Below are 14237 nucleotides of genomic sequence, written 5' to 3' on the forward strand. Positions count from 1 at the left end.
AGTGAATACTGCTAAACCAGCTGCACTGGTTAAAAAGGATGAAGTGAATGCAGTTAAAGCTGCTGACCAAGCTGAATCAACAGATTCTTCTTTAAATAATGACAGTTTTTATATTTATCCAAATCCAAACAATGGAGTATTTAATATTAACTTCTTTGATGTAAAATATGATTCATTAAGCATATTTAGCAGTACAGGAATTCCTGTTTATTCAAAAAAATTGAACGGAGAAAGCTCGCAGGCAGTTGATCTTGACCGTGTTTTGAAAACAGGAATATATATGGTTTCAGTAACATCTAACGGAACAATTACAACGAAAAAATTAATAGTCAAATAAGCTTCCGGCACAATTTGGCAAATAGAACAGCTAAAAATAAAATTTGGGGTTAATTTTTGGTTGATAACACAACTTGGTTTGTAGGTTCCAAGTTGTGTTTATTTATTTAGACTCATGCTGTAATTTTCTTTTACAATTATATCAAGCGGTATAAAATGGGCATCGTCAAAATTTTCATGCAGAATGATTTTCTTATAAAGATAATTGATCCCCATATATCCCTGTTCTTCTGGTTTTTGATTAATCAAAAAGTCAATCACTCCCGAATTTAAATACGTAATATTTTCTTTTAAGAGATCATACCCGATTATTCTAATTCCTTTGATTTTATGCTCTTCCAAAAATTGTGCAACAACATATGCCCTGGAGTTAGGAATAAATATACTGCTGCAGTTTTTAAACATATCCAAGGTAAGCTGGCCCGCATCTGTACTAATCGTTGTTTCAGAAAAACTAAAATTAGTTAATTCCGGATGATCTTCAAAAAAAGCATAAAATCCTTTAATACGCTGCAAATAAGTTGAAGTGCTGTCAATTTCTTTAGTAATTTTAACAATAAGTACATTCCGCTCATTTTTTACAGCAAAACTAATCAGCCTTCCTGCTAAGTAACCGCTTTTAAAAGCATCTTGACCAATATAAAAATGGGGAATTTCATTTTTAATATCCGAGTCAATCATAACCACCGGTATATTTTTCTTTTTATACTCGGCTAGGAATATAAGGGACTCTTCATGAAAAATAGGTGAAAAAAGCAATCCTTCACATTCAAAATCAAGCACATCAGCAAACATTTTCTTAAATGAAATACTGTCAAAATCATAAAGAAAGTAATGCAGTTCAATACCAAATTTACCAAAATCACCACCAGCTTTCTTAACTCCGTTCAGCTGGCTTTCCCAATATTCCAGTTTTTCAAACTTTGGCAGAAAAACAGCTATTTTAGATTTTTTATTCGAAGCCAGATTACTAGCAAAAATATTTCGCTTAAAACCATGCTCTTTGATGATAGCATTTACTTTATCAATATTTTCCTGTGATACCTGTCCCCTCTTGTGAATGATTCGGTCCACTGTGCCCGGGGAAACATTCGCTAATTCTGCTATTTTCTTTATTGTTATGATATTCTTCGAGATTTAAGTTAAAATTTTAAGTAAAGTCACAAAAATAATTTTTTTATTTCAAAAATCGCTTTTTTTATTTAAGTTTTTACATATATTTGCAATGTACGTGTACGCACACGAAAACCATAATACATCAAACAGAACTTTATATTATAAAATAATATTATTCGTTTCTATTATTCTAAATGAGGCGAAAATTTTTAAATTTCAGATTTCAGATCAAAACCCGTGTGCGCACACGAAAAAAATATAAAAATTATGTCAAAAGAAATTATTGTCTTTGGAGAAATACTTCTTCGTCTTTCTCCTCCAAATCACTTAAAGCTGTTTAAATCTAAAACATTTGAGGTGCATTATGGCGGTGCTGAAGCAAATGTTGGAGCATCATTAGCCTTAATGGGACATAATGTAAATTTAGTAACTGCACTGCCTCAAAATGAGCTTGGTGCTTCTGCTGAAAGCGAAATGCTTTCGTACGGAATGAAAACTAATATTGTAAAACAAGGTGACCGCTTAGGTGTATACTATTTTGAACACGGTGCTTCAGAAAGGCCGGGGAGAGTCCTTTATGACCGAAACAGTTCTTCATTCTCACTTTTGAAAAAGGGAATGATAGACTGGAAAACAATTTTTAAAGATGCCAAATGGTTTCATTGGTCAGGCATCACTCCTGCCCTGTCTCAGGATTTGGCAGATGTATGCGAAGAAGCTTTAATCATTGCTTCAGAAATGGGGCTGACAATTTCTGCTGATTTAAATTACAGACCAACTTTATGGAATTATAGCAAAAAAGCAAATGAAGTTATGCCAAACCTTGTAAAATACTGTGATGTTTTACTAGGCGGTATTGATGATTCAGAAAACTGCTTGGCTATACAGACAGCTCCAGATGAATCTTTTGAAACAGTTTATAAAAAATGGCAGCAGCACCATCCAAAGTTAAAAACAATTGTTTCTACACTACGCTATGATGCCAATGCATCTGCCAACACTATTGGTGCGGTTTTGTGGAGAAATTCAAAATTATATCATTCAATAGAATACAAAATATCGCACATCATTGACCGTATTGGCGCTGGTGATGCTTTTATGGCTGGCCTTATTTATGGACTGACCAGCTGGCCCGATGATTCACAGAAAACGGTTGAATATGCTTTGGCTGCCTCTTGCCTCAAACATTCGATAGCCGGCGATATTAATCTGGCTTCTTCAAATGATATCTCTGCTTTAATGAATGGATCAACAGGCGGAAGAGTTATTCGATAATAACCATAAACTAATTAAAACGTACAAAAGTGACTAAAATTGACCAGGTAATAACAACGATTACAAAACAAGGTATACTGCCTTTATACTTTAATCAGGATGAAACTGTAAGTATCGAAATACTGCGCGCGCTCTACAGAGCAGGTATTAAAGCAATCGAATACACACATAGAGGAAACGAAGCAACGGCAAACTTTAAAAAATTAATTGCTGTACGCGATGCAGAAATGTTTGATCTGCTTATTGGAATTGGAACTATCAAAGATGAACTTCAGACAGAAACCTATCTCGAACTGAAAGCCGATTTCTTTATAAGCCCCGGCCTTGTACCCGAGGTAGCAGATTTATTAAAAAGCAAAGAGATTCTGTATATCCCAGGCTGCATGACACCTACCGAAATAATTGCCGCCGAGAATAAAGGAATCCAGTTTATAAAACTATTTCCGGGAAACAAAATAGAACCAGACTTCCTTGCGAGTATAAAAGACATCTTTCCAAATTTAATTTTTATGCCAACCGGCGGAGTCGATACAACTAAAGAAAGTATACAGGCTTGGTTTAATGCAGGGGTTTCAGCTGTTGGAATGGGAAGCAAGTTAATCAGCAAAAAACTTATGGAAGCACGCGACTATCAGACTATTGAAAACAAAACTAAAGATGTACTCCGCATAATAGAAAACATAAAATAATTAATTAATATAAATAATAAAAAAAATGAATTCAATATTTAATTTAGATGGGAAAATAGCCCTTATTACAGGAGGTGCCGGTGTATTGGGAAGTAATATGGCTGAAGTATTAGCTAAGCAGGGAGTTACTACAGGAATTGTCGGACTTACTCTTGAAGAAGCACAAACAGCTGTAGACAGGATAGAAAGCAAAGGAGGAAAAGCATTTGCCGTAAAAGGAAATGTTTTAAATCAGGAAGAAATGGAAGCCATTCGCGATTTCATTATTGAAAAATACGGCCGTCTGGATATCCTAATCAATGCTGCAGGAGGTAATATGCCGGGTGCTACTATCGGACCGGATCAGGCAATTTATGATTTGAAGAAAGATCATTTACAAAAAGTTCTTGACCTTAACATCATCGGAACAATTTTGCCTTCTCAGGTATTCTCTGAGCTTTTTGCAAAACAAAAAAGCGGTGTGATTATCAATATTTCTTCAGCATCTGCAGAACGTCCTTTGACAAGAGTTGTTGGTTATTCGGCTTCAAAAGCGGCAATTGACAACTTTACTAAATGGATGTCTGTAGAATTAGCTTCAAAATATGGAGAAGGAATCCGCGTGAATGCTATTGCTCCAGGATTTTTTATCGGTGAGCAGAACAGAGCTTTATTACTGACTCCAGAAGGTGAATTAACACCAAGAGGTATTACAATTATTGAACATACTCCAATGGGACGTTTCGGAGTTCCTGAAGATTTAGATGGAGTATTGCTTTTCTTGTGCAGTGATATGTCAAAATTCGTTACAGGAACCATTATCAAAGTTGATGGCGGTTTCGGGGCGAAAAGTATATAAATTAAAATTAAAATATAGAAATTATGGAACAAACATGGAGATGGTACGGACCAAATGACCCAGTACAATTATCAGATGCTAAACAGGCCGGCGCAACCGGAATCGTGACTGCCCTGCACCACATTAAAAACGGACAGGTGTGGGAAGTGGATGAAATCATGAAAAGAAAAAATGAAGTGGAAGCAGCAGGATTAACTTTTTCGGTTGTAGAAAGTATTCCGGTGCACGAGGACATCAAAAAACAATCAGGTGATTATTTGACTTACATTGAAAACTATAAGCAAAGCATCAAAAATCTTGCTGCCTGCGGTGTTCATATTGTCTGTTATAATTTCATGCCTGTTTTAGACTGGTCAAGAACTGATTTATCATATGAAATGCCGGATGGTTCCAAAGCTTTGCGTTTTGACATCAATGAATTTGCTGCTTTCGAATTATTTATTCTAAAACGTCCGGGAGCAGAAGATACCTATACAGAAGCACAAAAAGCGAAGGCGAAAGCCACTTTTGAAAAACTGACAGATGCCGATAAAATAAAATTACAGCAAAACATTATCGCTGGTTTACCAGGTGCTGAAGAATCGTATACTGTAGAAGATTTCCTGAAAGTGCTTCAAGGATATAACGGTATAGATGCTGATAGACTAAAAGAAAATTTATACTATTTCCTTCGCGAAATTGTTCCTGTAGCAGAGAGTGTTGGCGTAAAAATGGCTATTCACCCTGACGATCCTCCTTATCCGATTTTAGGACTGCCAAGAGTCGTGAGCACTGAAGCTGATTTAGTACAGCTGTTAAACGCCATTGATTCTCCTTCAAACGGATTCTGTATGTGTACTGGCTCTTATGGTGTAATTGCTCAAAATGATTTATCCGGAATGATTGACCGCAACGGAGAAAAAATGAATTTTATCCACCTAAGAAGCACACAGCGCGATGAGGAAGGTAACTTCTATGAAGCCAATCACCTTGAAGGAAATGTAGACATGTATGAAGTAGTTAAATCTATCGTGAAAATGGAAAGAAAAACCAACAGAATCATTCCAATGCGCCCGGATCACGGTCATCAGATGCTGGATGATCTGAAGAAAAAAACAAATCCCGGTTATTCAGGAATTGGGCGTTTGAGAGGTTTAGCCGAATTACGCGGTTTGGAACTGGGAATCAAAAGAAGTTTATAAATAACTGTATTCCGTCTTCACATTTTTGCGAAACAAATTTGTGAAAGGCGGAATTATTTCAATAGTATATCAGCTGATAAATATGAAATTTCCAAAAAAGTTAAGCTGCATCCTAATTTTTAGCTGCTTTGCAATAACTGCAGGTTTTGCACAAGATAAAAAGACAGAAGACAAAATCGAAGCTCTGTTATCTAAAATGACACTCAGGGAAAAAATCGGACAGATGAATCAAATCAACGGCCGTAATCCTTCGGAGGAATTATATAGACAAATCCGCTCCGGTGAAGTGGGTTCCATGTTAAATGTCGAAAATCCTGAACTGGTAAATAAACTGCAGAAAATTGCAAAAGAAGAATCCAGATTAGGAATTCCATTAGTAATAGCCAGAGATGTTATTCACAGCTTCAAAACGATGTTTCCAATTCCATTGGGACAAGCAGCTTCATTCGATCCAGAAATTGTAGAAACTGGTGCTCAGATAGCAGCAAGAGAAGCATCTGAAAAAGGAATCAGATGGACTTTTGCTCCTATGATGGACATTGCAAGAGATGCACGCTGGGGAAGAATCGCAGAAAGTTTTGGGGAAGATACCTATCTGTCAGAAATTATGGCTGTGGCTATGGTTAAAGGCTTTCAGGGAAATGATCTGTCTACCCCCTCCTCTATTGCCGCCTGTGCCAAACACTTTATTGCTTATGGTGCTGCAGAAGGCGGACGTGACTATAATTTGACGAACATAACCCAAAGACAATTAAGGAATTTTTACCTGCCTCCTTTTGAAAAAGCCATTAAAGATGCCGGCTGTGCTACTTTAATGACCTCTTTTAATACCAATGACGGTATACCTGCCAGCGGAAATGAATTTCTTTTGCGAAATGTACTGCGAAAAGAATGGGGATTTGACGGTGTGGTAGTTACCGATTATAATGCCATCAGAGATATGGTGCGGATAGGATTCTGCGAAGACAATAAAGATGCCGCAATGAAAGCGGCGAATGCTGGAGTAGATATGGAAATGGCTTCGGGCACTTACCTGCAAAATATTGAAACGCTGATTGCAGAAGGAAAAGTACAGCAAAAAACAATTGATGATGAAGTTCGAAATATACTTAGATTGAAATTCAGATTAGGTTTATTTGATAATCCATATGTTGATTTAAAAGCTAAATCTTCTATCTATTCTGAAAGTCATCTGCAGGCAGCAAAAAAAGCGGCAGAAGAATCTTTTGTTCTGCTAAAAAACAAAAACAACATTCTGCCTTTAACCTCTAACATTAAAACAGTTGCAGTTATTGGACCAATGGCTGATGCACCTCACGATCAAATGGGAACCTGGAGTTTTGATGGTGAAAAAACAATGACACAGACGCCATTAAAAGCTTTACAGAAACAATATGGAAAAGATGTTAAATTCATTTACGAACAGGGACTTGCTTTTAGCAGAGACAATAATACTGCTAATTTTTCCAAAGCTGTTGAGGCAGCAAAACAAGCCGATGCCATACTTGTATTTATAGGCGAGGAAGCCATATTGTCCGGAGAAGCACATTGTCTGGCCGATATAAATTTAAAAGGTGCACAATCACAGTTAATCGAAGAATTAAGCAAAATGGGGAAACCATTAGTTACTTTGGTCATGGCCGGAAGACCATTAACAATTGCTAAAGAAATAGAACAATCAGATGCAGTATTGTATTTATGGCATCCAGGAACTATGGGAGGTCCTGCAGTAGCTGATATTTTATTTGGTAAGTCAGTTCCAAGCGGAAAATTACCTGTTACTTTCCCAAAATATGTGGGACAGATACCAACATATTATAACCATGACAAAATAGGAAGACCTGCAAAAAAAACTGAAATTATATTAACAGTCTTCATTAGGCACAACATCTTACTACCTTGATGCGGCTTTTGATAATTTATATGATTATGGATATGGATTGTCCTACAGCACTTTTGAATATACCAATCTAACTTTGTCTGCAGCTTCTTTATCACAGACTGATACTTTAACCGTTACTGTGGATTTAAAAAACACAGGTAAATATCAGGCTGTCGAAATAGTGCAATTGTACACAGCTGATTTATTTGGTTCAATTGCCCGTCCGGTAAAGGAACTTAAAGATTTTAAGCGGATCAGCTTAAAACCAGGAGAAACAAAAAAAGCAGAATTTAAACTGCCTGTCGAAAAACTGGCTTTTTGGGATATAAATAACAATAAAACTGTTGAACCCGGCAAGTTTACGCTAATGGTTGGCGGTAACAGTTATGAAGTATTGCAAAAAGATTTCACAGTTCAGAAATAAAACATTAAAAACAACAGTATGCAAAAAAGCTTTATAACAGACGACTTTTTACTACATAACGATTTTGCAAAGAAGCTCTATCATGATTTTGCAAAAGCACAGCCAATCTATGATTATCATTCACATCTTTCTCCAAAAGACATTGCTGAAGACCGTCAATTTGAAAATATTACACAGCTTTGGATTAATGGCGATCATTATAAATGGAGAGCAATGCGTGCCAACGGTATTCCCGAAAAATATATTACCGGTGATGCCTCCGACCGTGATAAATTTTTAAAATATGCCGAAACGCTTCCATATACACTGCGTAATCCTTTGTACCATTGGACTCATCTAGAACTGCAGCGCTATTTTGGCATAACAGAATTATTAAACTCTGAAACCGCTTCACAAATCTATAATTCATGTAATGAGTTACTTAAAAAACCAGAATATAGTGTTCGAAGCCTTCTTCGTAAGATGAATGTCAAAATGGTAGGAACTACTGATGATCCCACCGACGATTTACATTACCACAAGCAGCTAAAAAATGAAGGCTTTGAAATTGCAGTTTTACCAACTTTTCGTCCAGACAAAGCTGCTGAAATAGAAAAAGGCAAAGCATTTGTGGATTGGGTAAAAAAATTAGAAACAGTTGTTGGTTACTCCATCAAGGAATTTTCAATTTTAATTAAAGCCTTGGGAGAACGCCATCAATACTTTCATGAAACCGGCTGCCGAATATCTGATCATGGACATGAAAACTACTTTGGATCTGATTATACAGATGCTGCAGTAGATCAAATATTCAAAAAAGGCATACAGCTGGAATCGCTTACTAATAGCGAAATAGTGCTATACAAATCAGCTGTTTTGCACAAAGTTGCTGTCATGAATGCTGAAAAATCCTGGGTACAGCAATTTCATGTAGGGGCAATTCGTAATAATAACAGCAAAATGATGCAGTTATTAGGCCCGGACCAAGGGTTTGATTCTATAGATGATCAAACTATGGCTCCTTATATGAGCCGTTTTTTTGACAGATTAAATTCTGAAAATGCATTAGCCAAAACCATCGTTTATAACCTGAATCCAAGTAACAATGAAATGATTGCAGCAATGGCAGCAAATTTTAATGACGGATCGACACCTGGCAAAATGCAGTACGGCGCAGCATGGTGGTTTTTGGATCAAAAAGACGGGATGCAAAAACAGCTTGATGTACTTTCTAATTTCGGATTATTAAGCCGTTTTGTCGGAATGCTTACAGATTCCAGAAGTTTTCTTTCTTTTCCAAGACATGAATATTTCAGACGTATTCTGTGTAATATTTTAGGACAGGAAATGGAAAAGGCAGAGTTACCAAATGACATCAAATTAATTGGTGCTTTAGTCATCAGAATATGCAGTGAGAACGCAGTAAGCTATTTCGGCTTTGATCAGAAATAGCTTTATTTAAACTATTGTTAAAAACTATAATAACTAAAAAACAATGCATAATAAAGCCGAAGTCATTGGAAAATACCGATGGACAATCTGCGGGCTGCTTTTCTTTGCAACCACAGTCAATTATTTAGACAGACAAGTGCTGAGTTTACTGGCACCAAGTCTTTCAGAAGAATTTCATTGGAGTAATTCTGATTATGCAGATATTACTGCCATATTTCAATTTGTCTATGCTATTTCGATGCTTTTTGCCGGAAGACTGATAGATAAAATCGGAACCAAAATAGGATATATTTTAGCTATAGCAGTTTGGTCAGTCGGAGCGGTTATGCATGCATACGCAATTCCTATAGGTACAGCATTTAATTCAATGCTGGCATGGGCAGGTATTGTAGCCGTTCCTGTTTCTATTGCCGGATTTATGATATCCAGATCATTTTTAGCTATTGGCGAAGCAGGAAATTTTCCAGCAGCTATTAAAGCAATTGCCGAATATTTCCCAAAAAAAGAGCGGTCGCTTGCAACAGGTATTTTCAATTCAGGATCAAACGTCGGCGCTATTTTGGCACCGCTGACAGTTCCGTGGATTGCAGTTCACTGGGGATGGGGAAGCGCATTTATTATTATTGGCGCCATTGGTTTTATCTGGATGTTTTTTTGGTATATCCTTTATGAAAAACCTGAAAAACAAAAGAGATTATCTCAAGCTGAATTAAAATATATTCTGGATGGAGAAACCACTGAAGAACCAGCTGAAAATGCAGCTCCAAAAGAAAAAATTTCATGGTTAAAACTTTTAAAGTACAGACAGACCTGGTCATTTGTAATTGGAAAGTTTTTGACAGATGGAATCTGGTGGTTCTTCCTTTTCTGGCTGCCAAAATATCTGGAGGCACAATTTGGTCTTGTTAAAACCGATATTGCTTTTCCGCTTTCAGTATTGTATACTATGACAATGTTTGGGAGTATATATGGCGGTTATTTCCCAATGTATTTCATCAATAAAGGGTACAATGCTTATGAAGGCCGAATGAAAGCAATGTTTGTTATTGCTTTGTTTCCGCTAGTGGTTTTATTAGCACAGCCTTTAGGCAATATCAGTTATTGGATACCAGTATTATTAATTGGTGTTGGCGCTTCTGCACATCAGGCTTGGTCAGCAAATATATTCACAACTGTTTCCGATATGTTTCCTAAAAAAGCAATTGGTTCCATCATCGGAATTGGCGGAATGGCAGGTGGAATTGGCGGTGTTCTGGTTTCAAAATTAGGCGGTGCTCTTTTTGATTATTATGAAAACCTGGGACATGTTCAAACTGGATATACAATAATGTTTGTTCTTTGTGCCTTAGCTTATTTAACGGCATGGTTTATCATGAAAATGCTTGTTCCCAAATATTCAGAAATTAAGGATTTGTAAAATAATTAGAGGCATAAAATGTATTTGGTTTTCCATTTAATACTTATAATTTTATTTTTAAACAATAAAAGCAACCCAGTTATGAGTTGCTTTTTTATTTTTATAGGCTTTGTCTGCTCAACTTTGTGGGCACAGAATGCAATTCTGCCTATCGTTGCGTGGATATATCCGAGCCATCTGGGTTTACATATCAAGGACGTTCGGGTTATCTTACCTCCAAAGGCACATCTTTATTTATTGACTTCACATGGAGTGCTTTCCCACTTTTACGTGTTCCCTGAATAACAAAACCACTACAAGCGTTTTTTTCATGCACTAAACATCTTACAGTATCACCTACCAACAGGATTATTTATTGTATTCACTTTCTTTAATTTAGAAGTAACTAAAACTTTTTCTAAAAAATATTCATAGCCATCCATTCCATAACATATATTGTTTTTATCTAAAATAATAATGGAATTAAAAGGTACACCGCAATCAGAAGTTATAACTTCTATATATTTTTTAGTAATACCCAAAAGTTCTAAAAATGCTGAATCATTTTCAAAGTATTCATATGCATTAACTTTTTGAATTTTATAATTTGGGGAAGAACATGCATATCCTCCAAAACATTTATCTTTAGGACTTATAAAAGAATTAATTTTAAATGTAGTAATATTACCCGCACATTCTAAAGATTCTTTTTGAGAAAGAGGTGTTTTTTCATCTTGTAAAAGCCTTTTTTTCAACTTCCACTCACCCAATAAATTGAAATTTAGTTGCTGTTTTTCCTGAACCTTATTAGATTTGGTCTGACTATTACAACTGCTAAAAAAGAAAATTAATATCGCTATTTTAAAATTTGTTTTTAATATCATAATCATTATTTTTTAACATGAAATATATAAGAACCTGTAATCAATTAAATTTATTTCATCTGTACGTCTTGGGATAACAGTACTTGGTGTGTGAAAAATCTATGCAGTTTTGACTATTTCTTTATTTAAATCAGACTGTTTAATATATCTAAATGGCATGATATAACAAAGTAGGAGAAAAAAAATTCTCAAATTATAAAACTTAAAGCCATTATTCAATGAATACTAGAATATTCATTGAATAATGGCTTTTTATAAGCTTAATTATATTTTTTTAATAACAAAGAGTCTTTTCTTTTTAATCTCTCGTAAAAGACAATTTTTGGTTGGAGCTGATAATCATCTCAAATCCGTTTTTAGCTTCGTTAAACTGGAATGTAACGCCCGCCTCTTTAGACTCAAATGTATCTTTTCCAATTAGTGTCAGTGAAAATTTAGGATAGTCCGTGATTTCTGCGTACAGCACACTGTTTTTTTCAGTAAACTCAATTTTTAATGGAGCAGCTTTGGTAGAAAACTTCCCTAAGTAAGCATCCAGAATAATATCTTTTTCAATTACCCCTTTATCAGATTTCCATGTATTATTACTTTCATTTACATCTGGAAATACGTGACCCGGATCTATAACAATGCTTTCAATTTCTTCAGTCGTATCTGCCTTGAAAGACCAGCTGGTGTTGCGCTGCCAAATTTCTACAGGCAGGTTGACACGGCTGACTTTACCGCTTTTGGTTTTTATGTCCAAAATCACTGGCATTGGCATTTTTTCAAGATTCTCAATAGTAATTACCGCACCTTTGCTTGGATCATTTTTTACATATTTAACAGAGTTTACACCTTGATCCAGACGCCAGTTATTAACAAACCAGCTTTTCCAAAACCAGCCTAAATCCTCACCGGCAACATTCTCTATGGTTCTAAAAAAATCATCCGGAGCCGGATGTTTAAAAGCCCAGCGTTCTACATAAGTTCTAAAAGCCAGATCAAAACGCTCTGGCCCTAAGATTTGTTCTCTAAGCATTATCAGCCCTGCACTTGGTTTGAAATAACACAAAAGTCCAATATTTCTTTCCTTCATATTATCCGGTGAACTCATAATAGGTTCGTTACTTGGACTGGTAAAATAATCCGCATTTTTATGAAGATCGGTTACTTTGCTTTTATATTCGCCATTATTGAAATCAGCCGAACTTAACGAATTGATAAAAGTATTAAATCCTTCATCCATCCATCCAAATAAGCGTTCGTTAGATCCTACAATCATTGGAAACCAGCCATGGCCAAATTCATGGTCTGTAACTCCCCATAAATCCTCTCCTTTTGATTCCCAGCTGCAGAAAACAATGCCCGGATATTCCATACCGCCTTCATTTCCTGCCACATTGGTAGCCACTGGATAAGGATATTCAAACCATCTTTTAGAATAATTTTCAATCGAAGTTTTGGTATATTCAGTAGAACGTCCCCATGCTTCATTTCCTTGACTTTCTACAGGATAAGCGGATAACGCAAGTGATTTTTGACCGCTTGGCAGATTAATTCGGGCTCCGTCTAATATAAATGCCGGCGAAGATGCCCAGGAAAGATCTCTTGAATTCTTAATTTTAAAATGCCATGTCTTTTCAGAAGCGGTTCCTGCTTTTGATGCATTGGCTGCGACTTCTTCGGCAGTACGGATAAATACTGTTTTTTCACTTTGTTTAGCCTGAGCAAACCTTTTTTGTTCAGTAGCAGTATATACCGCAGCTGGATTTAACAGCTCGCCTGAACAAACCACTATATGATTGGAAGGTACTGTAATATTAACATCAAAATCACCGTATTCTAAATAAAATTCAGATGCTCCCAAATAAGGATTAGTATTCCATCCTCTTAAATCGTCATACACGCACATACGCGGATACCATTGTGCCATGGTGAAAATTTTACCGTTTTTAGTTTCCAGAACCCCCATTCTGTCTGAACCTTCTTTTGGAGAGATAAAAGAGAAATCAATTTTAATTTTTACAGTTCCTCCTTTTGGTTTCAGATCATCTGGAAGGAAAACCTGCATTCTGGTATCTGTAATAATGAACTTAGCTTCTTTCTCAACCGATTTTCCTTTGCTTGTGCTGACGATTTTAACAGATTTAATTTTGTGTCCTCCGTCAAAAATTTCGCCTCTAGCTCCGTTACGGCTTCCGTCAAGCGGTATAAGTGCATTTCCTCTGGAATCGGCTTTGAATAAATTCTGATCTAAATGCATCCAGACAAAAGACAGTTTATCATTACTGTTATTAGTATAGGTTACAATGTCTGTACCAGTAATTTCATTTGTCTTTTCGTTTAATTTCGCAGTCAATTTATAATCTGCTCTGTTCTGCCAGTATCCATAACCTGGTTCACCGCTTGCGGATCGGGTTGCTGTGGCATCTTTTGTATAAAAAAACGGCCCAAAAGCATCATTATAATTATACTTTGAGGCAGGAGCGGTATTTGCAGTTCCTGCTGCGGGAGTTTCCTGGCTCCATGAGGCATTAAATACAATTAATAAAGCCATTTGAAGTAAGGCTCCAAAACGATTGTTTTTCATATGTAGGTAGTTATTGTTTTTTATTGAATTTGCATTTAGCGGTGAAATAGTATCCAAAAGCACTTTTATTATCTATTTTGTATATATTTCATGTTTTTTATCATTCTAAAACAAATTAATGGAAAAAAAATTGATTTTCAAGTTAAAATTAAGAATTTGATTGATTTTAGCTTCAAATAAATTCTCGTTTTCCTTCTTTAAATAAGAATTATA

At 35.9% G+C, this 14237-nt stretch carries 12 protein-coding genes; 9 read left to right on the forward strand and 3 right to left on the reverse strand.

What is annotated here, in order from left to right:
* Positions 1-337, forward strand: a 337-nt coding sequence (locus IRZ80_RS08875) for a T9SS type A sorting domain-containing protein (RefSeq protein ID WP_194641209.1), incomplete at its 5' end; no start/stop codon positions are given.
* A gap of 98 nt (positions 338-435) precedes the next feature.
* On the opposite strand, the gene IRZ80_RS08880 is transcribed toward IRZ80_RS08875, so the two are convergent.
* On the reverse strand, positions 436-1473 hold the full coding sequence (locus IRZ80_RS08880) for a LacI family DNA-binding transcriptional regulator (RefSeq protein ID WP_317174752.1): 1038 nt from the start codon (positions 1471-1473) through the stop codon (positions 436-438).
* A 246-nt stretch (positions 1474-1719) separates the two neighbouring features.
* Here IRZ80_RS08880 and IRZ80_RS08885 point away from each other — a divergent pair, with 246 nt between their 5' ends.
* The 8 genes from IRZ80_RS08885 to IRZ80_RS08915 all read left to right on the forward strand — a co-directional run bounded on the left by IRZ80_RS08885 (position 1720) and on the right by IRZ80_RS08915 (position 10589).
* Positions 1720-2727, forward strand: a complete 1008-nt coding sequence (locus IRZ80_RS08885) for a sugar kinase (protein ID WP_194641210.1) — start codon at positions 1720-1722, stop codon at positions 2725-2727.
* Positions 2728-2756: 29 nt separating this feature from the next.
* Positions 2757-3416, forward strand: a complete 660-nt coding sequence (locus tag IRZ80_RS08890; protein WP_194641211.1) for a bifunctional 4-hydroxy-2-oxoglutarate aldolase/2-dehydro-3-deoxy-phosphogluconate aldolase — start codon at positions 2757-2759, stop codon at positions 3414-3416.
* A gap of 25 nt (positions 3417-3441) precedes the next feature.
* Positions 3442-4254, forward strand: a complete 813-nt coding sequence (locus IRZ80_RS08895) for an SDR family oxidoreductase (RefSeq protein WP_194641212.1) — start codon at positions 3442-3444, stop codon at positions 4252-4254.
* A gap of 23 nt (positions 4255-4277) precedes the next feature.
* A complete protein-coding gene (gene uxuA / locus IRZ80_RS08900; protein ID WP_194641213.1) occupies positions 4278-5435 on the forward strand; it encodes a mannonate dehydratase in 1158 nt (385 codons plus the stop codon).
* Between the two features lie 82 nt (positions 5436-5517).
* Positions 5518-7338: a glycoside hydrolase family 3 N-terminal domain-containing protein gene (locus IRZ80_RS08905; RefSeq protein ID WP_228520849.1), complete on the forward strand. Its 1821-nt coding sequence runs from the start codon at positions 5518-5520 to the stop codon at positions 7336-7338.
* Between the two features lie 37 nt (positions 7339-7375).
* Entirely contained in the window at positions 7376-7741 is a 366-nt protein-coding gene (locus IRZ80_RS20965) for a fibronectin type III-like domain-contianing protein (protein WP_228520850.1), read from the forward strand.
* A gap of 18 nt (positions 7742-7759) precedes the next feature.
* Entirely contained in the window at positions 7760-9172 is a 1413-nt protein-coding gene (gene uxaC, locus IRZ80_RS08910) for a glucuronate isomerase (RefSeq protein WP_194641214.1), read from the forward strand.
* Between the two features lie 43 nt (positions 9173-9215).
* Positions 9216-10589: an MFS transporter gene (locus IRZ80_RS08915; protein WP_194641215.1), complete on the forward strand. Its 1374-nt coding sequence runs from the start codon at positions 9216-9218 to the stop codon at positions 10587-10589.
* A gap of 332 nt (positions 10590-10921) precedes the next feature.
* Here IRZ80_RS08915 and IRZ80_RS08920 read toward each other — a convergent pair whose 3' ends face one another.
* Both IRZ80_RS08920 and IRZ80_RS08925 read right to left on the reverse strand, forming a co-directional pair.
* Positions 10922-11452 carry a hypothetical protein gene (locus IRZ80_RS08920; RefSeq protein ID WP_194641216.1) on the reverse strand — a complete coding sequence of 177 codons (531 nt, stop codon included), beginning with the start codon at positions 11450-11452 and terminating at the stop codon, positions 10922-10924.
* Between the two features lie 298 nt (positions 11453-11750).
* A complete protein-coding gene (locus IRZ80_RS08925; protein WP_194641217.1) occupies positions 11751-14024 on the reverse strand; it encodes a M1 family metallopeptidase in 2274 nt (757 codons plus the stop codon).
* Positions 14025-14237 lie beyond the last annotated feature (213 nt).

Origin of the sequence: Flavobacterium sp. HJJ, from assembly GCF_015351475.1 — a bacterium.
GTDB classification, from domain to species: domain Bacteria; phylum Bacteroidota; class Bacteroidia; order Flavobacteriales; family Flavobacteriaceae; genus Flavobacterium; species Flavobacterium marginilacus.

What these genes read in the sequence shown, in the direction of transcription:
- IRZ80_RS08885 (WP_194641210.1), top strand. Translation starts at nt 1,720, where the DNA reads ATGTCAAAAGAAATTATTGTCTTTGGAGAAATACTTCTTCGTCTTTCT.
- IRZ80_RS08895 (WP_194641212.1), top strand. Translation starts at nt 3,442, where the DNA reads ATGAATTCAATATTTAATTTAGATGGGAAAATAGCCCTTATTACAGGA.
- uxuA (WP_194641213.1), top strand. Translation starts at nt 4,278, where the DNA reads ATGGAACAAACATGGAGATGGTACGGACCAAATGACCCAGTACAATTA.
- IRZ80_RS08905 (WP_228520849.1), top strand. Translation starts at nt 5,518, where the DNA reads ATGAAATTTCCAAAAAAGTTAAGCTGCATCCTAATTTTTAGCTGCTTT.
- uxaC (WP_194641214.1), top strand. Translation starts at nt 7,760, where the DNA reads ATGCAAAAAAGCTTTATAACAGACGACTTTTTACTACATAACGATTTT.
- IRZ80_RS08915 (WP_194641215.1), top strand. Translation starts at nt 9,216, where the DNA reads ATGCATAATAAAGCCGAAGTCATTGGAAAATACCGATGGACAATCTGC.
- IRZ80_RS08920 (WP_194641216.1), bottom strand. Translation starts at nt 11,452, where the DNA reads ATGATATTAAAAACAAATTTTAAAATAGCGATATTAATTTTCTTTTTT.
- IRZ80_RS08925 (WP_194641217.1), bottom strand. Translation starts at nt 14,024, where the DNA reads ATGAAAAACAATCGTTTTGGAGCCTTACTTCAAATGGCTTTATTAATT.